Annotated in this window: 24 protein-coding genes and 1 pseudogene; 15 read left to right on the forward strand and 10 right to left on the reverse strand. The window is 37.7% G+C overall.

Annotated features, from left to right (window positions below; all coding sequences use genetic code 11):
* Positions 1-274: 274 nt before the first annotated feature.
* Positions 275-1,519, reverse strand: a complete 1,245-nt coding sequence (locus tag ACYPZI_RS07495; protein ID WP_459600190.1) for a DUF1015 domain-containing protein — start codon at positions 1,517-1,519, stop codon at positions 275-277.
* Between the two features lie 287 nt (positions 1,520-1,806).
* On the opposite strand from ACYPZI_RS07495, the gene serC reads away from it, so the two are divergent.
* Both serC and ACYPZI_RS07505 read left to right on the forward strand, forming a co-directional pair.
* Complete coding sequence (gene serC / locus ACYPZI_RS07500) at positions 1,807-2,880, forward strand: 3-phosphoserine/phosphohydroxythreonine transaminase (RefSeq protein ID WP_459600192.1); 1,074 nt, start codon at positions 1,807-1,809, stop codon at positions 2,878-2,880.
* On the forward strand, positions 2,880-3,800 hold the full coding sequence (locus ACYPZI_RS07505; RefSeq protein WP_459600194.1) for an NAD(P)-dependent oxidoreductase: 921 nt from the start codon (positions 2,880-2,882) through the stop codon (positions 3,798-3,800). The genes serC and ACYPZI_RS07505 overlap by 1 nt, the downstream gene beginning before the upstream one ends.
* A gap of 78 nt (positions 3,801-3,878) precedes the next feature.
* On the opposite strand, the gene ACYPZI_RS07510 is transcribed toward ACYPZI_RS07505, so the two are convergent.
* Positions 3,879-4,529, reverse strand: coding sequence for an OmpA family protein (locus ACYPZI_RS07510; protein WP_459600196.1), 651 nt, complete (start codon positions 4,527-4,529; stop codon positions 3,879-3,881).
* Positions 4,530-4,838: 309 nt separating this feature from the next.
* On the opposite strand from ACYPZI_RS07510, the gene ACYPZI_RS07515 reads away from it, so the two are divergent.
* Positions 4,839-5,840, forward strand: coding sequence for an ISAs1 family transposase (locus ACYPZI_RS07515; protein WP_459600198.1), 1,002 nt, complete (start codon positions 4,839-4,841; stop codon positions 5,838-5,840).
* 199 nt (positions 5,841-6,039) lie between these two features.
* On the opposite strand, the gene ACYPZI_RS07520 is transcribed toward ACYPZI_RS07515, so the two are convergent.
* The 3 genes from ACYPZI_RS07520 to ACYPZI_RS07530 form a co-directional block, all read right to left on the reverse strand.
* Complete coding sequence (locus ACYPZI_RS07520) at positions 6,040-6,597, reverse strand: hypothetical protein (protein ID WP_459600200.1); 558 nt, start codon at positions 6,595-6,597, stop codon at positions 6,040-6,042.
* 107 nt (positions 6,598-6,704) lie between these two features.
* Positions 6,705-8,030: an NCS2 family permease gene (locus ACYPZI_RS07525; protein ID WP_459600202.1), complete on the reverse strand. Its 1,326-nt coding sequence runs from the start codon at positions 8,028-8,030 to the stop codon at positions 6,705-6,707.
* A gap of 101 nt (positions 8,031-8,131) precedes the next feature.
* Entirely contained in the window at positions 8,132-8,845 is a 714-nt protein-coding gene (locus ACYPZI_RS07530) for a DUF5020 family protein (protein ID WP_459600204.1), read from the reverse strand.
* 513 nt (positions 8,846-9,358) lie between these two features.
* Between ACYPZI_RS07530 and cmk the strand changes: the two genes are divergently transcribed.
* The 12 genes and pseudogenes from cmk (at position 9,359) to aroB (ending at position 20,726) form a co-directional block, all read left to right on the forward strand.
* On the forward strand, positions 9,359-10,051 hold the full coding sequence (gene cmk / locus ACYPZI_RS07535; RefSeq protein ID WP_459600206.1) for a (d)CMP kinase: 693 nt from the start codon (positions 9,359-9,361) through the stop codon (positions 10,049-10,051).
* Positions 10,051-10,926: a 4-hydroxy-3-methylbut-2-enyl diphosphate reductase gene (locus tag ACYPZI_RS07540; protein ID WP_459600208.1), complete on the forward strand. Its 876-nt coding sequence runs from the start codon at positions 10,051-10,053 to the stop codon at positions 10,924-10,926. The genes cmk and ACYPZI_RS07540 overlap by 1 nt, the downstream gene beginning before the upstream one ends.
* Before the next feature lie 77 nt (positions 10,927-11,003).
* The gene (gene pfkA / locus ACYPZI_RS07545; RefSeq protein WP_459600263.1) at positions 11,004-11,984 is read left to right on the forward strand and encodes a 6-phosphofructokinase; all 981 of its coding nucleotides are present in this window, start codon (positions 11,004-11,006) and stop codon (positions 11,982-11,984) included.
* A gap of 120 nt (positions 11,985-12,104) precedes the next feature.
* Entirely contained in the window at positions 12,105-13,373 is a 1,269-nt protein-coding gene (locus ACYPZI_RS07550) for a replication-associated recombination protein A (protein WP_459600210.1), read from the forward strand.
* Positions 13,374-13,450: 77 nt separating this feature from the next.
* Positions 13,451-13,711 (forward strand): hypothetical protein, encoded by a 261-nt coding sequence (locus ACYPZI_RS07555; RefSeq protein ID WP_459600212.1) that lies wholly within the window; start codon positions 13,451-13,453, stop codon positions 13,709-13,711.
* Between the two features lie 72 nt (positions 13,712-13,783).
* Positions 13,784-13,912: pseudogene (locus ACYPZI_RS07560) on the forward strand (transposase); the annotation flags it as partial.
* A 282-nt stretch (positions 13,913-14,194) separates the two neighbouring features.
* The gene (locus tag ACYPZI_RS07565) at positions 14,195-14,989 is read left to right on the forward strand and encodes a thymidylate synthase (RefSeq protein WP_459600214.1); all 795 of its coding nucleotides are present in this window, start codon (positions 14,195-14,197) and stop codon (positions 14,987-14,989) included.
* A gap of 9 nt (positions 14,990-14,998) precedes the next feature.
* Positions 14,999-16,699, forward strand: coding sequence for an LIC_10190 family membrane protein (locus ACYPZI_RS07570; RefSeq protein WP_459600216.1), 1,701 nt, complete (start codon positions 14,999-15,001; stop codon positions 16,697-16,699).
* A gap of 96 nt (positions 16,700-16,795) precedes the next feature.
* A complete protein-coding gene (locus ACYPZI_RS07575; RefSeq protein ID WP_459600218.1) occupies positions 16,796-17,026 on the forward strand; it encodes a hypothetical protein in 231 nt (76 codons plus the stop codon).
* Positions 17,027-17,130: 104 nt separating this feature from the next.
* A complete protein-coding gene (gene fmt, locus ACYPZI_RS07580; protein WP_459600220.1) occupies positions 17,131-18,102 on the forward strand; it encodes a methionyl-tRNA formyltransferase in 972 nt (323 codons plus the stop codon).
* An 8-nt stretch (positions 18,103-18,110) separates the two neighbouring features.
* Positions 18,111-19,463, forward strand: a complete 1,353-nt coding sequence (locus tag ACYPZI_RS07585) for a Fic family protein (RefSeq protein WP_459600222.1) — start codon at positions 18,111-18,113, stop codon at positions 19,461-19,463.
* 207 nt (positions 19,464-19,670) lie between these two features.
* Positions 19,671-20,726 carry a 3-dehydroquinate synthase gene (gene aroB / locus ACYPZI_RS07590; RefSeq protein WP_459600224.1) on the forward strand — a complete coding sequence of 352 codons (1,056 nt, stop codon included), beginning with the start codon at positions 19,671-19,673 and terminating at the stop codon, positions 20,724-20,726.
* Here aroB and ACYPZI_RS07595 read toward each other — a convergent pair whose 3' ends face one another.
* Genes ACYPZI_RS07595 through ACYPZI_RS07615 form a run of 5 tightly spaced genes read right to left on the reverse strand, consistent with a single transcriptional unit; the run spans position 20,727 to position 24,282 of the window.
* Positions 20,727-21,248: a KdsC family phosphatase gene (locus ACYPZI_RS07595; protein ID WP_459600226.1), complete on the reverse strand. Its 522-nt coding sequence runs from the start codon at positions 21,246-21,248 to the stop codon at positions 20,727-20,729.
* A 3-nt stretch (positions 21,249-21,251) separates the two neighbouring features.
* Entirely contained in the window at positions 21,252-22,007 is a 756-nt protein-coding gene (locus ACYPZI_RS07600) for a Rossmann-like and DUF2520 domain-containing protein (RefSeq protein WP_459600228.1), read from the reverse strand.
* A complete protein-coding gene (locus ACYPZI_RS07605) occupies positions 22,007-22,342 on the reverse strand; it encodes a LiaF transmembrane domain-containing protein (RefSeq protein WP_459600230.1) in 336 nt (111 codons plus the stop codon). Before ACYPZI_RS07605 ends, ACYPZI_RS07600 begins: the two co-directional genes overlap by 1 nt.
* 4 nt (positions 22,343-22,346) lie before the next feature.
* Positions 22,347-22,895, reverse strand: coding sequence for a nitroreductase family protein (locus tag ACYPZI_RS07610; protein WP_459600232.1), 549 nt, complete (start codon positions 22,893-22,895; stop codon positions 22,347-22,349).
* Positions 22,888-24,282 (reverse strand): sugar transferase, encoded by a 1,395-nt coding sequence (locus tag ACYPZI_RS07615; protein ID WP_459600234.1) that lies wholly within the window; start codon positions 24,280-24,282, stop codon positions 22,888-22,890. Before ACYPZI_RS07615 ends, ACYPZI_RS07610 begins: the two co-directional genes overlap by 8 nt.
* Between the last annotated feature and the right edge of the window lie 3 nt (positions 24,283-24,285).

The following is a 24,285-nucleotide window of genomic DNA, read 5'->3' on the forward strand; positions in this document are numbered from 1 at the left end:
CCAATTCTACAGTTATCAGTAAACAGTAAACAGTAGTCAGCGCTCAGAACTTAAAACTCGTAACTTTTTAACTAAAAAGTAACAAACTCCACACTCATTTTCAAATTCGCTCATTTTCAAATTCGCTAATTACCACTACATCTATAGATAAAGCTAACTTAGTTACAAGTATAGGAAACAACCATTCCATATCGCAATACTTGTAAGAGAGAACAAGAATCCCAATTACAGATAAAGGGACGAATTGAACCGTCCCTCTATTTCAATCTTTTTATCAGTCCAGTTTATGTATCACAAGCCCTGAACGTAACTTAGGCTCAAACCAGGTAGTTTTAGGAGGCATAATATTTCCCGTATCGGCTATGTCTATTAGCTGTTTCATTGTGACAGGATAAAGAGCTAATGCCAGCTTCATTTCACCACTATCCACACGTTTTTTGAGTTCGTCCAGTCCTCTGATTCCACCGACGAAATCGATACGTTTGTCGGAACGTAAATCTTTTATTCCGAGTATTTCGTCGAGTATATGTTTTGACGATATGGTAACATCCAGTACTCCTATTGGATCATTGTCGTCGTAAGTCCCTTCTTTGGCTGTCAAGCTATAGCATTTACCATCAAGGTATATGGAGAAATTATGTAAACCGGCAGGAGGTATAATGTTTGAGCCTTTTTCTTCTACGGTGAAACATGTTTCCAGTTGTTTTAAAAACTCATTTACACTCAACCCGTTCAAATCTTTTACCAAACGGTTATAGTCTATGATACTCAATTGATTGTCCGGAAAACATACGGCCATAAAGTAATTGTACTCTTCGTCTCCTTTGTGGTTTGGATTTTGTGTCGCTTTTTCCGCGCCGACGAGAGCCGCGGCTGCAGAACGATGGTGCCCGTCTGCGATATAAAGATAGGGTATATCCGCGAAGATTCCGGTTATTTGTTTTATATCATCCTTCTTCTTTATTATCCAAAAATGATGCCCTACACCGTCGGCCGCTACAAAATCATATTCCGGAGGAGTAGCTATGATTCCTGATATTATCTTATCCAAATCTTTATTGTCGGGATATGCAAAAAAAACAGGTTCTATGTTCGCGTTATTGATCCGTACATGTTTCATACGGTCTTCTTCTTTGTCGCGACGGGTAAGTTCATGTTTTTTAATATTTCCGTTTATGTAATCCTCCACATGTGAACAGACGACTAATCCGTACTGAGTCTTTCCATGCATCGTCTGGGCATATACATAATAATATTCTTCGGGATCTTCTACCAACCATCCTTTTTCCTGAAATTTATGGAAGTTTTGTACAGCGCGCTCATATACATCAGGGTGATGTTCATCGATCATTTCTTCAAAATCAATTTCCGGCTTTATTATGCGATAGAGCGATTTTTCATTGTCCTTCGCTTCTAGTTTAGCTTCCAGTGAACTTAATACATCGTAAGGACGTGAAACCACTTCCTGAACAATGCTTTTTGGAGGTCGTATCCCTTTAAATGGTTTGATTTTGGTCATAATGTTTTAATATTAGTTATAAGGTTTAAAATATCAGATAAGATATTTAATAAATCTTTTATTACCTTATCTTACTTTTTGCTAACTGCAAATATATAAAAACTATATATAAAAGCATCGTAATCCGCGAAAAATACAAATAATCTATTTGGAATAATCTTTTTGACAGGGTATTTGAACGCAAGTCAATAAAAATCTTTTCGAGTTACTACTTTTTTGATATATAATTATTACTTTTGAAGTCCTATAAACATAGAAGAGTTCTTAATTCCCTAATTTATGTCAAAATGAAGAAATATAATTTTAGTGCAGGGCCATCTATCCTTCCTCAGCAAACTATTGAGGAAACAGCAAAAGCTATTTTGGATTTTAATGGTTCTTCTTTTTCTTTAATGGAAGTAAGCCATAGAGGTAAGGATTTCCAAGCCGTGATAGATGAAGCTGTTGAGTTGTTCAAAGAGCTATTGGAGATACCGACAGGGTATTCCGTTCTTTTCCTTGGAGGAGGGGCTAGCCTGCAATTCTGCATGGTTCCTTTCAACTTGTTGGAAAAGAAAGCGGCTTATCTGAATACAGGGACATGGGCAAGTAAAGCCCTGAAAGAGGCTAAACTGTTTGGGGAAGTAGTTGAGGTTGCTTCGTCCAAGGCAGCTAATTTTTCTTATGTTCCTAAAGATTATACAATTCCTACCGACGCAGATTATTTCCATATTACAACTAATAATACTATTTTCGGGACAGAGCTGCATACGGATCTGGATTCTCCGGTGACGTTGGTTGCAGATATGTCATCCGATATATTTTCTCGTCCGGTAGATGTGTCCAAATATGGTTTAATATATGGCGGCGCTCAAAAAAATCTGGCTCCGGCAGGGCTGACATTCGTTATCGTTAAAGATGAGATTTTAGGGAAAATGAACCGTCCTATTCCTACCATGTTGGATTATCGCACACATATCGAAAATGGTTCAATGTTTAATACGCCTCCGGTTGTGCCTATTTTCGCGGCTCTGCAAACATTAAAATGGCTGAAAGCTAACGGAGGACTTAGCGCGATGTATAGTCGCAATAAGGAGAAAGCAGCGTTGCTGTATAATGAAATAGACCGTAATCCTGTATTTAAAGGAACCTGCCGGGTTGAAGACCGTTCATTAATGAATGTGTGCTTTGTACTGTCGTCTGAATATGAAGGAAATGATGCGGCATTCCTTGATTTCGCTAAAGAAAGAGGTCTTTACGAGCTTAAGGGACATCGCTCTGTAGGTGGTTTCCGCGCTTCTATTTACAATGCTATGCCGATAGAAGGAGTTCAGGCTTTAGTAGACACAATGAAAGAATTTGAAAAAAAAATTGCTAAATAATGAAAGTACTTATCGCAACAGACAAGCCATTTGCTTCTGAAGCTGTGAATAGTATCAGAGAAGCTGTTGAAAATGCAGGTTTTGAGCTTGTTTTACTTGAAAAATACACAGAAAAAAAACAGCTTCTGGACGCTGTGGCTAATGTAGAAGCTGCTATCATCCGCAGCGATATTTTTGATAAGGAAGTACTGGATGCTGCTAAGAATCTGAAAATTGTTGTGCGCGCAGGAGCCGGTTTTGATAACATCGATCTGGATGCTGCGACAGCAAACAATATATGCGTAATGAATACTCCGGGGCAGAATGCCAATGCTGTGGCGGAACTTGCTCTTGGCATGGCTGTATACGCTGTACGTAACTTGTATAATGGTACATCCGGAACCGAGTTGTATGGAAAGAAACTAGGCATTCATGCCTACGGGAATGTAGGACGCAATGTAGCTCGTATCGCCAAAGGTTTTGGAATGGAAGTTTATGCTTACGATCCGTTCCTGACTAAAGAGGCTATTGAGAAGGAGGGCGTCAAAGCTGTGGATTCGGTTGAAGATTTGTATACTACCTGTCAGGTAGTTTCATTACATATTCCTGCAACGGCTGAAACAAAGAATTCCATTAATTATGCATTATTGAGTAAGATGCCAAAGAATGCTTTGCTTATCAATACAGCCCGTAAAGAAGTCATCGATGAGGTTGAAATAGTGAAGTTGATGGAAGACCGTAAAGATTTCAGATATGTGACTGATATTATGCCGGGCAACCATGCCGGGATGTTAGAAAAATTCGGAGGAAGATATTTTTCTACGCCGAAAAAAATGGGAGCTCAGACATCTGAAGCAAACATAAACGCCGGTATTGCTGCGGCAAACCAGATTGTAGATTTCATTAAAAATGGGAATCAACGTTTCAGAGTGAATAAATGACCTGATGAAATATTCGACATAAAAATACCCCTATGGAATCCGTAGGGGTATTTTTATATTTAATTGTTTCGTTATTTATTAAGGATTGATCAGGAATAAAACAGCTCTGTTTTTATCATTTTCAAGTTCGAATGGTTGCAACCCATCTCCTTTCCAGTTAATAGATAATCTGTTTTTGTTGATACCGTATTTTGTTTCCATCGCTTTGGCAACCGCGTTAGAACGTTGCTCTGAAAGCTTCAAGTTGATTTTCGTATTCCCCGTTTTTTTATCTGCATATCCGGTAACTACACACGTTGCATTCGGATGTTCGTTCAGGTAGTTTACCGCCAATTCTATTTTAGCCCATTCGGAAGGGTCTATAACGTATTTATTTATGCGGAAGAATACAGGATCCGGTAAGAAGAAAGGTTCTCCCTTCGGTTGTTCTATCTGTTTTGTTTCAGACTTAATATTGGGAGTCGTCACATTATTTATGTTGGGCGATTTTTCTACTGGTCCACAAAGATTCGGAATAACATCCGGACAACTAAAATATTTCTTTCTCATTTTAGTTGCTTTCGACAAAACTATTTCTTCTCCGGAAACATCACTTCTTAATATAGTGACACGATCGTCGTTAATTAACTGGACAGTCGCAGGATTTGAAGTGGTTGTCGCATTTTGTGCTGCGCCAGGTAGGATAAACAAACCTAAGAGCACCAATAATAGTAAAATTTTTATATTCATAACAAGGCTGTGATGTTAAGGGAACATACTAATATAGCTATTCGATTAAAGTGCAAATTTAATAAAATTCTGATATTAAATAGCTATTTTATGTGAAAAGATTACGGAATCGTCAAAATTATAGGTTTGGGGATCAGATCTCTCTTGTTTTATACATCTTTTGATACACACTCTAATATGGGTAAGCTTAGAGTAATAAGTAATAAGTACTTAAAACTCATAACTTTTTAACTGTCGCTTCAGGGCAAACGCATCTAATATTTGTTATTAATTCCGGAATAAGTACTGTCTTTCCGAAGAAAACGCTTTATGGAAAGTCCCCTTTGCTATTTTTCAACCCTTACCGACCCTCGTGTAGAAAGAACTCGCGAGCATGATCTTGAAGATATATTATTTATCGCCATTGCCTCTATAATTTGTGGAGCAGAAGGCTGGAATGAGATTGAAGAATTCGGCAAGTCTAAAGAAGACTGGCTCAAAACGTTTCTCCGCCTGCCCGGTGGTATTCCTTCTCACGACACATTCAATCGTGTATTCTCAGCATTGGATCCTCAGGAATTGGAGCAGTGTTTTATGGACTGGACACGGTCGGTCGCCGATTTATGCGCGAATGAAGTGGTAGCCATAGATGGTAAAAGTATGTGCGGTAGCCGTACTTCAGATAAAAAGTCCATCGTTCACATGGTCAGTGCCTGGGCTGAAAAGAATCACATCGTATTGGGTCAAACAAAAGTTGATGAAAAGAGTAATGAAATAACAGCTATTCCCAAACTATTGGAACTGCTGGTACTTAAAGGCAATCAAGGAAACCTTTTGGAACAAGTAGAGGATTCTTTTCGTTTCCTGCCGATTCGTGATTCTAACGAAGAGCTGGATAGTGGACATGGGAGGGTGGAAACCCGCAGATGCCTGGTTATAGATGACCTTTCCCTGATTGAATCAAAGAAAGAATGGGAAGGACTAAGGACTTTGGTAAAGATAGAATCGGAACGTTATATCAAATCCAGTGGTAAGACAGAGAAGGAAATCCGGCTTTATATCAGTAGTCTTGTGGCTGATGCTAAACTCATAAACCAATCCATACGCGCTCATTGGAGTGTTGAAAACTCGTTGCATTGGGTACTTGATGTTGGTTTCAATGAAGATAGCAGTCGCAAAAGAAACGGATTTGCAGCTCAAAACTACTCTTTATTAAACCGGATAGCTTTAAACCTGTTGAAAAACGACAAAATAACAAAAATTGGAGTCAGAGGGAAAAGGCTGAAAGCAGGATGGGACAACAACTACCTAATCAATCTGATTAAAAATTAGATGCGTTTGTCCTGAATAATTAGTAGTTTACTCGTACATAAGTTTATTAATGCTAAGAAGGTTTGAAAAATTAATTATTCTTTTCCAATCTTCAATAAAATCGTTCGATAATTCGATAGAGTGTTCAACTAAACAGAAAGCAATCTCAAAAGAGGTTGCTTTTCTGTTTTAAATCAGTTGATTAGGGAACTTCGATAATTCACTGTTTAAGTTTTTCTATTTTATTTTTAGCTTCAGTAAATGCAGTTTCAACAACATTTACATCGTTTATAAATACAGTATTATCTGATCCATATTTTTCAAGTTTTATATACCAAGTACTTTTACCGTTATTTACAAAGTATCCAATTTGAAAACCATCTACAGTTACAAACTTATTTTCCAAATAATCAGGATTTGAAGCAATATCTTTACTTTCTTCAACTTTTAATACAGACAATGCTTTTATGACCTCAAGTAAGTCGGAATATTCGATAGATGCTGTAATATTGCTATACTTTCCCTCTTTCTCAATTTGGTAGAAGTAAGCTGATGTATTTGTATTGCTGATTTTTCTAATCCGTGTTTCAGGGGAACTGTAGGTTGTTTTTAAATCAGGAAGTTTCGTGTCTATAAATTTAGTTATTGTTCCTGTTTTAGAAGAGAAAGCATCCATTTTTGTTTTGATTGTTTCAACTTCCTTTTTTGCGTCTTGAGCAAATAGTATAGACACACAACCTAATGTTAAATAGAAAAGAATAAATAATGTTTTTTTCATAAATATATTATTTAAAAATTTACCAAATATAATAACAAAACTCACTAAACTTCTTCCAATCTTCAATAAAATCGTTCAATAATTCGATAGATATTTAGTTCATTTTCCTAATGCGCCATAACATGAGATGCATCTAAAACTATTTTCAATAAGAATAATACAGCAATAACATATACAGTAACAGATACGTCTTTATACTTGCCGGAGCATAATTTGATGAACGCGAAGCTTAGCATACCAAATACAATTCCTTCTGCAATGCTATATGTAAATGGCATGAATACAATAGTAAGAAAAGCAGGAAGGCCCTCGCTCATATCGCTAAAGTTAACCTTGGCTACAGAAGATATCATAAACAATCCGACAATAACCAGAGCCGGTGATGTTGCTGCCGCAGGAACCATCAGAAACAACGGCGCGAAGAATAAAGCCAAAACAAACATTAGGGCAGTGCTAACAGACGTAAGCCCGGTACGACCTCCCGAAGCAACCCCCGAAGCGCTTTCCACATATGCAGTAACAGTACTTGTTCCCAGAACAGAGCCTACTGTTGTGCCTAAAGCATCAGAGAATAGGGCTTTCTTCATTTGAGGGAAATTACCATCTTCATCGGTCAATCCTGCTTTAGATACCACGCCTATTAATGTACCTACTGTATCGAACAGGTTAACAAACAACAGTGTGAAAACAACAACCAGCATGTCGAATGAGAATATCTGGTCCCAGTTAAATTGAGCAAAAATGGGAGTTATCGATGGTGGGACTCCTATTACACTTGTATCCGGCAAAGTCACATCTCCGAGTATAACTCCAAAGATAGTTGCGACAACGATCCCTATTAATATAGAGCCATTCACGTTTCTAACAAATAATACGCCTGTAACGATCAACCCAAGTAAGGCTATCCATACACTATGTTGGGAAAAATCGCCTAAAGCAACCAATGTATTCGGATTGGATACTACTATATTTGCGTTTTTGAGTCCTATGAGGGTTATAAAAAGACCGATACCTACAGGTATGGCGTCTTTCAATACTTTAGGAATACTTTTTACTATAAGTTCACGGACATTGAAGAATGTAAGGACAATGAAGATAAGACCTTCAATGAATACGGCTGTCAGTGCAAACTGCCACGGATATCCCATAACGCCGCATATGGTAAATGCAAAGAACGCGTTTAGTCCCATTCCCGGAGCCTGAGCGATTGGTAATTTGGCATAAAGAGCCATCATCAATGTGGCAAAAACAGTTGACAAAGCAGTTGCTGTAAATAGGGCGTCTTTGTCCATGCCCGTAGTCGACAATATACTAGGGTTAACTATTAATATATACGACATGGTAAGAAAAGTAATAAGGCCGGCAAGAAACTCTTTGCGAATGGTGGTCTTATTCTCTTTTAGCTGAAAGAATTTTTCAAGGAAGTTTTTCATACGATAATTTTGTTTTTAATGGTAGTATGGAAACTCGCATGACAAAATTATCATAGACTTTGGTGAATCGCTATTCATGCTCGTTTTCATTGTTTTTTATCTTAGAAGTTCCACTTTGCGGCAATCGTAGGATTGATATATGCTTTGTCTTTTTTGTTGAGGAAATTATTACTGATTTCAATTTCGCTACCTAAAGCCAAATTTGGACTTACATTATACCAAAACTGCGGTTCGGTAAGGAAAACTATTTCTTTGCCACTTTCGCCCGGACCATGGGACGTGTTTTTATTTTGTGTCCAGATATCCATAAAGCCACAAACTCTCAGTTTGTTGTTACATAGATCCATACCCCAGGTTACAGTCCATTGAATATCGTTACTTACTTTCGCGAAGGCATTGTATTTGTATACTAAATATGTTCCTAAAACAGCTTTATCTATCATTGTAGAATAAGAAGCTCCCGCCATGTAAGCATTGGCTATTGAAAATCCGAAATTTTCGGCTTTACCTACACCTCCATTGAACTCTATATGAGCCTGTACAGGGCTTTTACCCAATTTGATGTCACGCGCGATTTCCATATAGGCAGTACCTATATTACCTCTGCTTTGGTTGAAATCCAGATCCACAAACATAAAAGTAGAACCCCATTTGTCAGGTTTGAACATTTCGAATGTTGCAGTAAAATAATTTTTAGTAGAAATCTTATCTCCATGTAGTGCATGACGAGGGTCGAAGTGCAATTGGAGATTTTGAGAATACACTGAAAAAGAAAGCAATAAGAATGCAAAAGAGAAGAGTACCTTTTTTACCATAATTTTAAGATTAGAAGTTTCGAATGCAAAAATAAATAAAAAAAGTATCTATTGTTATTTCGTTAGGGTTTTAACCAGGGCAAAAAAAATGAAGAAGAGTGAAACGTTGTTCGACGTTCGTTTTATCTATAATAGATAATTTGATAATTAGCGAATTTGAAAATGTGAAAATTTGAAAATGAGTGTGGAGTTTGTTACATTTTAGTTAAAAAGATACGAGTAGACGAGATACGAGGTACAAGTTGTTGACTGCTGACTGTTTACTGCTAACTGCTGACTGTTTATTCCGGTAGGAGTCAAAATTTTGATGCGGTTGCCCTGGTTAAAACCCTGACGAAATAACAATAGATACTTTTTTTATTATATTTATGAAGTTGTATATAAGAAAAATGTGATAAAGCTTTTAGCCAGATAAACGTTTTGCCTTTGATACGTTTTTCACCTATCTTTGTTGACCCAAATTAGCTTAAAAAAATAAACAATTATCATAATCGGCTGTTTAAATAGAATAAAATGAAGAAAATAGTAATTGCAATCGACGGTTTTTCATCAAACGGAAAAAGTACAATGGCTAAAAGCTTAGCTAAAGAAATAGGATATATTTATATCGATAGCGGAGCTATGTACAGGGCTATTACGTTATACTGTATAAAACAAGGTTTGTTTGATGGCAATAAATTGGATGAGAAAGGCTTACAGGAACAAATAAAAGATATAAAAGTAGAGTTCCAACTAAATAAAGAATCCGGAACACCCGATACTTACCTGAATGGTGAAAACGTAGAAGCTCAAATTCGTAGCATGGAGGTTTCTTCTAAAGTTAGTGTTGTAAGTGCGATACCATTTGTTCGTCGCGCAATGGTCGCGCTACAACAGGATATGGGCAAAAAGAAAGGGATAGTGATGGATGGCAGGGATATAGGAACTGTTGTTTTCCCTAACGCGGAACTGAAAATATTTGTTACGGCCGGGGCAGAAATAAGAGCACAACGCCGTTTCGATGAATTACGTTCGAAAGGAGATAATAAAACTACTTTTGAAGAAGTATTGGAAAATCTAAAATCCAGAGATCATATGGATCAGACACGGGCAGAGAGTCCTTTGCTAAAAGCTGATGATGCTATTCTTCTGGATAATTCATATATGACCATTGACGAACAGATGCAATGGTTAATAGAAAAGTTCAAACAAATAACTACAAACTAATGAGTAATATTGAAATAGATGCAAAGTCGGGTTTTTGTTTTGGTGTTGTAAATGCCATCAAAAAAGCCGAAGAAGAATTGGCTAAAGGAGGATTATTGTATTGCTTAGGTGATATTGTTCACAATAACCTGGAAGTAGACCGATTGGAAAGTTTGGGATTGAAAACGGTCAATCATGAGCAATTTGCCCAGTTAAAAAATGTCCGGGTTTTACTGAGAGCTCATGGTGAACCACCGTCCACATACCAAATCGCAAAAGAAAACAATATTGAGATTATAGATGCGTCATGCCCTGTTGTTCTCCGTTTGCAGAAGAAGATTCATGATAAGTACGAGCAGGAAAAGGAGCAAAATACGCAGATTGTTATTTATGGTAAGAATGGGCATGCTGAAGTAAATGGTTTGCTCGGACAGACCCAGTCTTCGGCTATTGTTATCGAGAAAAAGGAGGATTTGGAAAAACTTGATTTCTCTAAAAACATCTGTCTTTTCTCTCAGACTACCAAGCCTTTGGATGGGTTTCAGGAAATTATCGACATTATGCAAAGCCGTATGGTCGGGGATGCCAAATTTGAGTTCTTTGATACAATTTGTCGTCAGGTGTCGAACCGTATTCCAAATATAAAAGAGTTTGCGTTGAAAAACGATATAATATTCTTTGTAGCCGGAGAAAAGAGTTCAAATGGGAAAGTTCTGTTCGCTGAATGTAAAAAATATAACCCGAATTCATATTTTATAACCACACCTTCGGATATTAATCCCGATGTAGTAAATAAAACTGCCACTATTGGTATTTGCGGTGCAACTTCCACACCAAAATGGCAGATGGAAGATGTAGAAGCTAAGATAAATGAAATAAGAATGGGGGTGAATTAACCGAATTGCAATTAGAATTTAATTGTATCACTAATTTAATTTTTACTTTTGCATTGTTATATAAAACTAAGATAAGTATTATGGCTATTAAGTGTATTGGAATTTTAACATCGGGAGGTGATGCTCCCGGAATGAATGCTGCTATTCGTGCTGTTACCCGCGCGGCTATATACAATGGTATAGAAGTTAAGGGTATTTTACGTGGTTATAGAGGTCTTATCACTAACGAGATCGTACCATTCAAGACAAATAGCGTAAGTAATATCATACAGCAGGGTGGAACAATGTTGAAGACTGCCCGTAGTAAAGAATTTCAAACAACGGAAGGCCGTAAAATCGCTTATGAAACCATACAACGGGAAGAGATAGACGCGCTTGTCGTTATTGGAGGAGACGGGTCGTTGACCGGAGCCCGTATATTTGCGCAGGAATTTAATTTGCCAATTGTTGGTCTTCCGGGAACAATTGATAACGATTTGCAAGGAACAGACCTTACAATCGGTTATGATACAGCGTTGAATACGATTATGCAGGCTGTGGATAAGATACGCGATACAGCGAGTTCGCACGAACGGCTTTTCTTTATAGAAGTAATGGGGCGCGAATGTGGATTTCTTGCTTTAAACGGGGCTATTGCATCGGGCGCCGAAGCTGCTATCATCCCTGAAAAGTCTATGGAACAAGACCAGTTAGCCGATCTGATCTCAAACGGATTCCGTAAGAGTAAGAATAGTAGCTTAGTTTTAGTTACGGAGGGCGATATTACAGGAGGAGCGATGGCGATGGCTGAACGTGTAAAAAAAGAATATCCGCAATACGATGTTCGTGTATCTATTTTAGGCCATGTGCAACGGGGAGGATCTCCTACAGCCAGCGATCGTATTTTGGCCAGTAGGATGGGCGCTGCCGCGATCGATGCTCTTCTTGACGGACAACGTAATGTAATGATCGGGATTCAGAACGACGAGATTGTATATGTTCCATTCTCTAAAGCTATAAAGAAAAATAAGCCTTTACAACAAGACTTATTGGATACTTTAAAGATACTTTCGATATAATAGAAACGATTATAACAAGATTATGGGCCGGCTTATTGCCGGCTCTTTTTTATTTTCCTTATAAAGTTGACTTGCACCGGAAGCAAACTTTTTGTATTTTTGATTGATAACTTTATGATCATGAGTCAGCCTTTAGCAGAACGGTTACGCCCTCGTAACCTGGATGAATATATTGGACAAAAGCATCTTGTAGGAGATGGCGCCATTCTTCGCAAAATGATAGAGTCGGGGAGAATACCCTCTTTCTTGCTGTGGGGGCCTCCGGGTGTTGGAAAAACGACATTGGCCCAAATTATTGCTAATACTTTGGATACCCCTTTCTATACATTGAGCGCTATCAATTCGGGTGTAAAAGATGTACGGGAAGTGATAGACCAAGCCAAACGAAATCAGTTCTTTAATACAAAAAGCCCTATCTTGTTCATCGATGAAATCCATCGTTTTTCCAAGTCTCAGCAAGATTCATTATTAAATGCCGTGGAAACAGGTGTTATTACGCTGATCGGCGCTACAACAGAAAACCCTTCTTTCGAAGTTATCCGTCCTTTACTGTCCCGTTGTCAGGTTTATGTTCTTCAATCGCTGGACAAAGAAGATCTGATTGAGTTAGCTCGACGGGCAATCACTCAGGATATTATATTGAAAGACCGCAATGTTGAATTGAAAGAGACAAATGCATTGCTACGATTTTCGGGAGGTGATGCCCGTAAATTATTGAATATCCTCGATTTGGTTATTTCGTCGGAAACGGATGATAAAGTTGTATTAACAGACGAAATAGTTACCGAGAGGCTTCAGGAGAATCCGGCAGCATATGATAAAGGCGGAGAAATGCATTATGACATAATTTCAGCTTTTATCAAATCTATCAGGGGAAGCGATCCCGATGCGGCAATATATTGGTTGGCACGGATGGTGGCCGGAGGGGAAGATCCTAAATTTATAGCCCGCAGACTGGTGATTTCTGCTGCCGAAGATATCGGATTGGCAAATCCGAATGCACTCTTGTTAGCTAATGCCTGCTTCGAAACATTACATAAAATAGGTTGGCCCGAAGGACGTATTGTATTAGCAGAAGCAACTATATATTTGGCAACTTCGCCTAAAAGCAACTCTGCATACATGTCAATAGACGAAGCTATCGCTTTAGTCGATGAAACCGGGAATCTGCCTGTTCCGCTTCATCTGCGTAATGCACCTACCAAACTGATGAAAGAGTTGGACTACGGAAAGGAATATAAATACGCTCATAGCTACGAAAATAATTTTGTGGAACAGGATTATGTTCCGAAAGAGATAAAAGGAAGACAATTCTGGAAGCCCCAGCAAAATCCATCCGAAGCTAAAATCGCGGAACTTATGAAGAAACTATGGAAGGATAGATATTGAAATAATTTGATAATCTTTCCGTTTTAAAAACTAATCCGGATCATTAAATGTTTTACTTTACACAAACTATATAAATTATGAAGAAAATACTTTTAGTTCTATTTATGGCGGTAGCATTGGCCGCCTGTGGTACAGCCTATAACAATCAATTGAAACAGGTGGAGTTGGGTATGACTCAACAACAAATTGTAGCTCTTATGGGTGACAAGTACTCGGTAGTGGATCAAAAAAATAACGGTGACCAGACCATAGAGTATGTAGATAAGTTTAAGAACCACTGGTTTTTCACCTTTGTTGGTGGACGTCTGAATAAATGGTATAAAGAAACGGAGAATTAGAATTATAAAAAAGAGGCTGTCCCAAAAGTATGGAACAGCCTCAAATGTATTTGGATATTACGTCAAAAAGTTGTTTTGTATTATTCTTACCTGTGTAATATTTACTCTTGTCGTAAGATAGCCAAATCTTTAGAGGAGAATATCTATTTCATGTGGTTCTCAGGGAACAGTTGTCCAGACTTCCGCACCATCAAGACATTCTTTAATTAAAATTAATGAATCAATTTTTCTATCAAGTTTTTCTATCTTGATTCAACTCTGCCTGGGACTACCATAGAAGAAAAATAGAAAAAGACAGTTTCCGGCATTCCTCGAAGAAATAAGACAAAAGGTCTGTAAATCAAATGATTTGCAGACCTTTTTTTATTACAATAATTGAATATTAAATTACTCTCCGGACTATAAAAGACATAAACAAACGTTAAGCATTATCTTTTTACCGACTTATTTTATATTTTTGTATCTTAACAAAGATAATCGACAATGAAACAATATCACGATCTGCTGAAACGAGTCCTTGAAGAAGGTGTTCACAAAAGCGACCGGACCGGAACAGGTACAATCAGCGTATTTGGACATCAAAGCCGTTATAACTTAGCGGAAGGCTTTCCTGTACTGACAACCAAAAAGCTACATCTGAAATCTATTATATACGAATTACTCTGGTTCCTCAATGGAGACACCAACGCCAAGTATTTGCAAGAACATGGTGTGCGTATCTGGAATGAATGGGCAAATGAGAATGGCGACTTAGGACATATCTACGGCTACCAATGGCGTTCATGGCCTGATTATAACGGAGGGCACATCGATCAGATATCCAACGCTGTCAACACGATCAAGAACAATCCCGATTCCCGCCGCATCATTGTCAGTGCATGGAATGTAGCCGATCTGCCCAATATGAATCTTCCTCCCTGCCACGCTTTCTTTCAGTTCTATGTAGCTGATGGGAAATTAAGTTTACAGCTATACCAACGTAGTGCCGATATATTTTTGGGAGTTCCATTCAATATTGCATCCTACGCATTATTATTGAAAATGATGGCGCAAGTTACCGGATTAGAAGCCGGAGACTTTGTTCACACTTTGGGTGATGCTCATATTTATACAAATCATCTGGAACAGGTTAAATTACAGCTTAGCCGCGATTTTCGTGCATTGCCGCAGATGGTGATCAACCCTGACGTAAAAAGTATTTTCGACTTTAAATATGAAGACTTTCTGTTAGAAGGATATGATCCTCATCCGCATATAAAGGGAGAGGTAGCGGTATAATAAAAAGATATGCTTGCAATTTTTATTTCATGGATAACCTTGGCATTCGTACTCCTTTCATTTGGAGATATGCTGCTCGCGTTATCTGAAAAAATCCGTAAACAACCGGGAAACTATAACCTTGTCGATAAGTTACTTGCAGGGCTGTGCCTGCTCATTATTCCCTTATCGGTCTGGTCTTTATGGATGCCCTCAAACCATATATTCCTGTTGATTAGTATTGCGGTAAGCTCAGCCTATTGGTCTATTTACCGCAAAAGAGCTTTAGATACTCTAGCCCCGGTGAAACGAGCTATAGCAAGTTTGACTAAAATACAGACCCTGTTATTGATCGCGTTAATTCTATTTTCTCTTTATCTGTTTTCATGGGACCAGGAGGTCTATGACTCACTCGTGTATCACCATCAAAATATAAGATGGAACGAGGAATATGCCGTTGTACCCGGACTTGGAAACTTGGATGATAAATTTGGATTCAACTCTAATTATTTTTTACTGAGTTCGATTTTTACATTCCGATTTCTATTTGGAGAAGCGATTTATCCTGTGCAATCATTTTTTGTTACAGCTATTTCTTGTTGGGTATTGTATGTGTTATTTAAATCGAATTATGAAATAAAGCGAGTTGTAGTACTTATTTCATATATACTTCTGTTTTGGGTATCTATTTATTTTCTGGGAAATACATCGACTGATATCCTGCCTAACTTTATCGTATTTTATATTATAGCCCGGCTTATACTTCACCCTAAGTCATTAACTACAAACAATATTATTTATATAATTCTGCCGGTCTTTCTACTTACGTGCAAGTTATCCTTTTTCCCGGTTTGTATCTTTAGCGTCTATTTGCTGTACCTGCTTATCAAAGAAAAGAAATATAAAGAATTATATTTCCTGATAAGTATATGCAGCCTGATCGTAATACCTTGGTTGATACGAAATGTCATTATTTCAGGATACCTTGTATATCCCCTCTATCAGGTCGATTTATTCTCTTTCGACTGGAAAGTGCCCCGAGAGGTGGCTATACAACAGAAAGACTACATTTTTGCCGTCGGGTATTATTTCTTGCGTATCACCCTTAAATATCCGGACATGAGCATACGAGATCCCTTAGCGATAAATATACTGGCGGACATCATATATTTATTCACATTCATTTCGATGTCCATAATGACATACTATCTGATAAAGCACAGGAGAAAAGCCGGTGCGCAGGTATGGCTGATGTATTCTGTCTTTCTCATTGTCATATTGGTATGGGCTACAGGGGGGCCCGACATCAGGTTTATATCCGGTATTTTATGCGCTGCAATATTTACAGGTGGAACACTATTGTTAAAGAGCAATCACTTACCACTTATAGGAAAAACAATTTCGTTCATATTTGTAACAGGAATAATTATGTGGAATAGCTATAACCTTTACAGCTTCAGTTCACAAACTTATAATTCGAACATCGTATCTCACATCTCATACAAACCCTATTCGGTAATAGACCGGAAAAGAATACAAGGGGTAGAGGTAGAAAAAGACTTTACCGAATATCCACTCAATAATGGTATTATAATTTTGGTAAATTCCGGTTATTCCTACGATATTCTTCCATCTACAGTTACTTACGCCAAATTCCTTCCGATCGATTGTTTAGAAGCACGGGGAAGTTCTCTTCAAGACGGATTCAAAGCGAAAGAAAGCTGCAAATAATTAACATATTTAGAATCATAAGATTGTTTAAATTATTACAAGATAAACCATTGTTTTATATATTTGTATTCATTAAACTCAATAAAATAATGCCTTATGAGATTATTTATAGGTACTCTTGCAACAATAATTATACTCACCGGAGCTACTCTTACTGTACTCGCCCTGTGGGGAATAACTCCTATAGAATGGGCGCATATATGGAAAACAGGTATCACAATCGCTATTGTGTGCGTTACTGTAGTTATTCTTTGGCTGGTAAAAGTTCTTTTTTTCAAAAAAGATCCTTTCAATGTACATAAGCGAAGTAAAAACACTTTTGATTAGAAAATGTTACAATATATATCAGAAACGCAAGGATTATTTTAATCTTTGCGTTTTTCTTTATACAGGATATTTATCCTTAAATTTGCATTATAAAGAGAAAATAAATGGATAAGAAAGATTTAAAGATAGTCTTTATGGGTACACCCGACTTTGCTGTAGAAAGCTTACGGACTCTCGTAGAGAATCAATATAACATAGCAGGGGTGGTTACGATGCCGGACAAACCAAGTGGACGAGGACACAAAATCCAGTATTCGGCAGTAAAGAAGTATGCTCTGGATAACAATTTGCCACTTTTGCAACCCGAAAGGCTGAAAGATGAATCATTCCTGAAAGAACTGGATGCATGGAATGCCGACCTGCAAATCGTTGTAGCATTCCGTATGCTGCCAGAGGTAGTTTGGAATATGCCACGTTTAGGCACATTCAATCTGCATGGATCTCTTCTACCCCAATATCGTGGCGCTGCACCTATCAATTGGGCTGTCATCAATGGAGAAAAAGAAACAGGTGTAACAACATTCTTCCTGACTCACGAAATCGATACCGGAAAGATTATCCTTCAGGATAAAGTAAAAATAGAAGAGACGGACAATGTAGGAAAGATTCACGATGAACTCATGCATTTAGGGGCAAAGCTGGTAAAAGAGACCGTAGACCTAATCCTGGAAGATAAAGTAGAAGCTATCGACCAAAGCAAGTTCTATATGAATGAACAGGAACTGAAACCTGCACCAAAAATCTTTAAAGAATCTTGCCGGATAGACTGGAGCAAAGGTGTAGATGCTATACACAATCATATCCGGGGACTATCGCCCTACCCTGCCGCATGGTCAGAGTTACACAGCGAAGACAAAGAACCGTTGGCTGTAAAAATATACGCAGAGGAAAAGATAATCGCAAAAAATAATCTACCTACAGGTCATATAATTACAGATAATAAAACTTATCTGCATATTATATGCAACAATGGATATATAAACGTTACCGAATTACAATTTCCCGGAAAAAAGGCAATGGGAACAGATGAGTTACTGAGGGGCTATAAATTTGAAGAAGGAGCATATTTTAAATAAAGAAAAATATGAAAAACCAATTGAGGAAATTAATTGAAGAATATTGCAGCCTGCAACCTTTTAGTGAAGATTGCAAAAAAAGGCTAGATAAAAAATTCAGGCTGGAATTTAATTATAATTCCAATCATCTTGAAGGAAATACTCTGACTTACGGTCAAACTAAATTATTATTGATTTTTGGCGATACAACAGGCGATGCCAGAATGCGCGATTACGAAGAAATGAAAGCGCATAATGTAGGGCTCCGATGGATTGAAGAGACAGCAAAAGACAAATCACGTCAACTAACCGAACGAGATATTCGCGACCTCAATAAAATTATACTTGTAGAAGACTATTGGAAAACCAATCCAAAGAATGGTAGTAGATACGAAATAAAAATAGGTGTTTATAAAACCCGTCCCAATTCAGTTATTACAGCCACAGGCGAAGAGTTTCATTACGCATCGCCCGAAGAAACTCCGGCAATGATGAACGACTTTGTTTCTTGGATGAATAAGGAGATTGCCGAAGGCTCTATGCCGCCTGTCGAATTAGCTTCGTTGGTTCACTATCGTTATATCCGCATCCATCCTTTTGAAGATGGCAACGGACGTATTGCACGTTTGTTGGTAAACTATGTTTTGATGCGTTATGGTTATCCTATGGTTATTATAAAAAGTGAAGACAAAGAAAATTATTTGCGAGTACTCCATCAAAGCGATATTAACGTCGGCTTGACTCCATCTGATGGAGCAAATGCCAAATTCGAAGACATTGAGCCATTTATAAATTACATGATAAAGCAACTGGCTTGGAGCCTCGATTTATCAATCAGGGGAGCTAAAGGAGAAAGCATCGAGGAACAAGACGACTGGGAAAAGCAGTTGAGTTTGTTGAAGAAGGGATCTGGGGATAGGAATAAAAATGAAGAAGCAGTGAAAAAATTAGAGGAATCTTTGGAATATATTTATAAAAATGTAATAGAGGTTTTTTGTAAGAATTATGATAGTAAAATATCGAAATTTAATGATTTATTTACAGGTTGTATATGTGAAATTGCTATAGAAAATAAAAAGTACAGAAATAGTAGTTCTATGGAATGTTTAAAGGCTATATATAAAGAAAAAAATAAATTAGCAATTGATAATATTATCATTAAATCTATCTTTATAAATTTGCGTGAGCTATACACTGAGGTAGAATTGAGTTCTGAACAAGTATTTTTTTCCTTTTTAAAAGAAACTTATGCGATTGATTACAAAAAAAATAGACAAGAATATTCCTATAATGAATTGCCCACAGAAGAAGAACTGAACACTATCATCTCCCATATAGGTAAAGACCTTCTTGAAAAAATAGAGAAAGCAATAAACTCATAGATTATTATCTTTATATAGCATCGAACAAAATAAAAAAGGCGACACCGAAAAAACAGGAAATAGCTGTTACTTTTGTTACATTTTAGTTAAAATAAGGAGACTATAACCCATGCAAAAAATAATAAACAAAATAAAAAAGGTGACACCGAAAAAACAGGAAATAGCTGTTACTTTTGTTACTTTTTAGTTAAAATGAGAGAGTATACCATGCAAAAAATAATCAAATCCACAGACCTGAATAAGGACTTATCATATATTCTCGGGCAACTGTCTTTCGACAAACTATTTGTCCTGACAGATGAAAATACCGAAAAGCTATGCTATCCGTTTATAAAAGACAATGAGCAGGTAGCCAAAGCTGGAAAGATAATAATCGAGGCTGGAGATAACAATAAGAATATCGAAACATTATCTTCTATCTGGAAATACTTGTCTGAGAACGGAGCTACCCGCCATTCCCTATTAATCAATCTGGGTGGAGGCATGCTTACGGATATAGGAGGATTCGCTGCTGCAAGCTTCAAGCGGGGAATCAAATGTATCAATATACCGACGACTTTACTAGGGGCGGTAGATGCTGCTGTGGGTGGTAAAACAGGAGTAAACTTCAATGGACTGAAAAATGAGATCGGAGCATTTGCTCCTGCCGAAACAGTATTAATAGATTCTGTATTTTTCCGCAGTCTCGACCATCAGAATTTCCTTTCAGGGTATGCTGAAATGATTAAGCACGGGCTGATAGACAGCGATAAGGAATGGAATGCCACAGTTGCTTTCGACACAGAAGAGATTGATTATGAAAAGCTAAAGCAATTGGTTGTTGATTCGGTTGCGGTAAAGGAACGGATTGTAGAAATCGATCCTTTTGAAAAGGGTATCCGGAAAGCCCTCAACTTAGGACACACCATAGGACATGCTTTCGAAAGCCTATCTTACGAGATAGGACAACCTGTGCAACATGGTTATGCTGTGGCTTGGGGTATCGTTTGTGAATTATATTTGTCTACGAAGTCCTGCAATTTCCCGAAAGAGAAGTTATATAAAACAGTCTACTTCATTAAAGATAACTATGACGGATTTCCGTTTGATTGCGACCACTACGAGCAACTATATGAATATATGAAACACGATAAGAAAAACGAATCGGATACGGTAAATTTCACATTCTTATCAGATGTCGGCAAGGTGGAAATTAATCAAACCGCAAGTAAAGAAGAGATATTCGAGTCTATCGATTTTTTGAGGGAAAGTGTGGGCTTGTAACTACCAACCAAAGGCCTCCTCGCCCATCCATTTACCCTGAGCTTTCATCACCTGTTCGATAACATCACGGGCAACGCCATCGCCACCTTTGCAGTGTGAAATATATTGTGCCACTCCTTTTATTTCGGGAGCAGCGTCAGCAGGAGCAACAGCCAAGCCAACAGCTTCCATCACATGATAGTCAGGCAAATCGTCTCCGGAATATAGAATTTCGTCAGCTTTATATCCTGTCTTTTGCATATAATCGTTCAGGTCAATTATCTTAACCCTCGATTTCATATAGATATCCTTCACACCCAGACGGGAAAAACGAAGTCTTATATTTTCAGTATCTGCACCCGTTATTATTGCCACACTATAACCATGCTTCACAGCCAGATTGATCGCATAACCATCCTTTATGTTAACCATACGCATTGGTTCTCCGGTCAAAGACAATGGTATCGAATTGGGAGATAATACGCCGTCTACATCAAAAATAAATGCCTTAATCTTGCTTAAATCATAGTTTATAGTGCTCATTGCTTACTTATTATATATATTTTCGCTTATAAGTTTATATATCTGCCTGATATTTTCATCTTCTATCAGGTCTAAATGCTTATTAATAACATTCTCATCGTACCGTACTGCCGGTCCTGTCTGAGCCTCTTCCGGACTCAACGTATGTACTTTTGCTGCCGTTTCATCTATTAAAGGAAGGCTTACATCGAAAGGAAGATTCACGTGATTAAGGAACTGTTTGGACAGTGTATACATATGATTTGTAAAGTTGCAGGCAAATACACCTGTAAGATGGACATATCTCCTGTCATATGATGATAATTCGGCAACCTTACCTGATATTTGTTTAACCACACTCCTTAGTATATCAAGATTCCCTGACTCATTGGCTTCTATAAAAACCGGGACTTTCAGCCAATCTATTTCCCTTCCTTTACTGAACGTTTGAAAAGGATAAAGAACTCCATAGCGAGATGTATACTCATGAAAAATATTCATAGGCACACTTCCTGCCGTATGAATCCACAAACCGTTATTCGGTGGAACCTGAGAAACAATATCTTCCAGTACAGAATCTTTTAATGAAAAGATATACAGATCTGCCGAATTATCTATTGATGCTATATCTGTTATAGGTACAGCATGTATTTTTTGCGCAAGAGCAAAGGCTGATTCCATCGTACGGCTATATACCTGAATTATATCGAACGAATGTCTATATAACTCTACGGCTAAATGAGTTGCTACGTTTCCTGCACCAATAAATACGACCTTCATCAGTTATTCTTTTTATTGGCAGTCAGCACCATAGCCACACCAGCAATGATAAGTCCTAATGGTACTATCAGATTTGAATAATTACTCATCCATCCGAAAAATGTATCGGCATTAAGCAAGATACCTACACCTAGAAATATCCATCCAAGAACCTTTTTGGGCTGTGTAAAAAGAAATACAACTCCGGCAATGAGGAAAAACATTCCCACACTAATCAGCCTGTTACCATAGGGAATTTTATCGAGTATATGTAATTTATCTAATAGAAACACCACACCAAATATAAGGATCGTTATTCCATATGATAGACGATCGTTGGATTTACTTGCCGCCATAATCTTATTCTGCTAATTGATTTATATTGAATTTTCCGACATGTATTTTTTCCCATTGTAGCTTTTCTTCATCGAAAGGGGGACGATCTTGCGCCTTATGTCCAATCACAATAATGGACAAGACTTGCATTTGAAGAGGAATATCTAAAAGCTCTCTTACATATTCATCCGATGGTGTATCTGCCGCCGTACTACGTTCCCGAATCTGTATCCAACAACTGCCAAGCCCTAAATCTTCTGCTTGTAATTGCATCATAATAGATGCAATAGAAGAATCCTCAATCCAAACATCGCTAGTAAAAGGGTCGGCCATCACCACTATTGCCAGTGCACAACCTGCAATGGGCTTGCTACCGGTTTTCTTACAATGCGACAATTTCTCCAGCATTTCTTTATCTTCTACTAAAAGAAATTGCCACGCATTTGAACTTTTAGATGTAGGAGACATCAACGCTGCTTTAAGAATCAGCTCTACCTGTTCAGGAGCTAAAGCCTCTTCTGTGAATTTACGGGTACTTCTACGATTTGTTATCAATTGTTGAAAATCAGTCATTTTCCTTTATATGCCTTGTTAAGTTTTCGATTTCTTGTTCCAGTTCTTCAAAACTTTTCACTCCCTCTGTACTGCTTTTTCTCAACAAGATATTTAGTGTTTGCATAATTAGCTTTAGATCCAATGCCAACGAATATCCGTTGATATAAAGAAGATCATATTTTAGCTTATCCCTTGCAGAAGTATTGTATTTTCCTTGCACCTGAGCCAAACCCGTCAAACCGGCTTTTACTCTATGGCGTAAATTATATTCGGAAATTTCTTCTGAAAATTGCTCTACAAAGAATGGGCGTTCGGGCCGGGGGCCAACAATACTCATTTCTCCAACAAGGATATTATATATCTGTGGAATTTCATCTAAACGCGTAGCTCTAAGAAAACGTCCAAATTTCGTTATCCGTTTATCGGTTTCTTGTGCCAGAACCGGACCGGACAAAGCTTCTGCGTTTTCGATCATCGTCCGGAACTTATACATTTTAAAGACTTTATTATTACGCGTCACACGTTCTTGCACAAAAAAGGCCGTCCCACCACCGATTTTCAGGGCAAGGTAAACCAGTACAAAGGGAACAAAAAACACAAAAAGCGCCGCTCCTCCAAGCAATACGTCAATAAATCGCTTCAGAACGAGGTTACTCTGTGCCAGATCCAGTGTTCTTACATCTAATACAGGAGAATCATCTATCTGGTAAAAGTTTGAATTAAATTTTAAAATCTCAGAGTTTTTGGGCTGATAAAATACAGTTCTATGATTTTCTATGCAGTAAAATATGATTTGCCGTTTCATTTCTTCTTCTATATCCTCTGTCAGAAAAGTCACTTCGCATTCGTTAATAAAATCATATAAACCGGGATGACCGGGTGCGCAAACATGTTTTATGTTCGCCCACAGACCATTAGATTCCAGCAACTTGAAGGCTAGCACCTGAGATTTCTCGTGTCCTATAACTAAAATAGACCTACCCTTGTATAAACGAAAGTGCATGTGACTAGCAAATAGATGCCAAAAAGAAATAAAGACTACCTGCAAAACGGCAGCCGTCAACAATATACTTCTAGGATAAGCAAACTCCCTGGATAAAAAGCTAATAGCCATTGTTATAAATAACAAGGACAATATAGTAAGCACCACAGTATAACTGATTCCAAAGAAAGTAAAGTCTTTAGGTTTATCCAGTTCAAAAATCTGGCTAAGGAAGAAATACCCTATTAGCATATAGGGTAAAACTGCCAGGAAAGCATTATAGTTTGCCGTAAAGTTATCCAAATCGTCCTTGAATATATAGAAGGCAACCATATTGGCGGCATATACAAAGATTAAATCCAATAATGGAACGATAATCCTAAACCCTCTGTATCCGAATAATTTTTTGAGGATAAAATCCATATA

The organism is Dysgonomonas reticulitermitis, assembly GCF_054601275.1.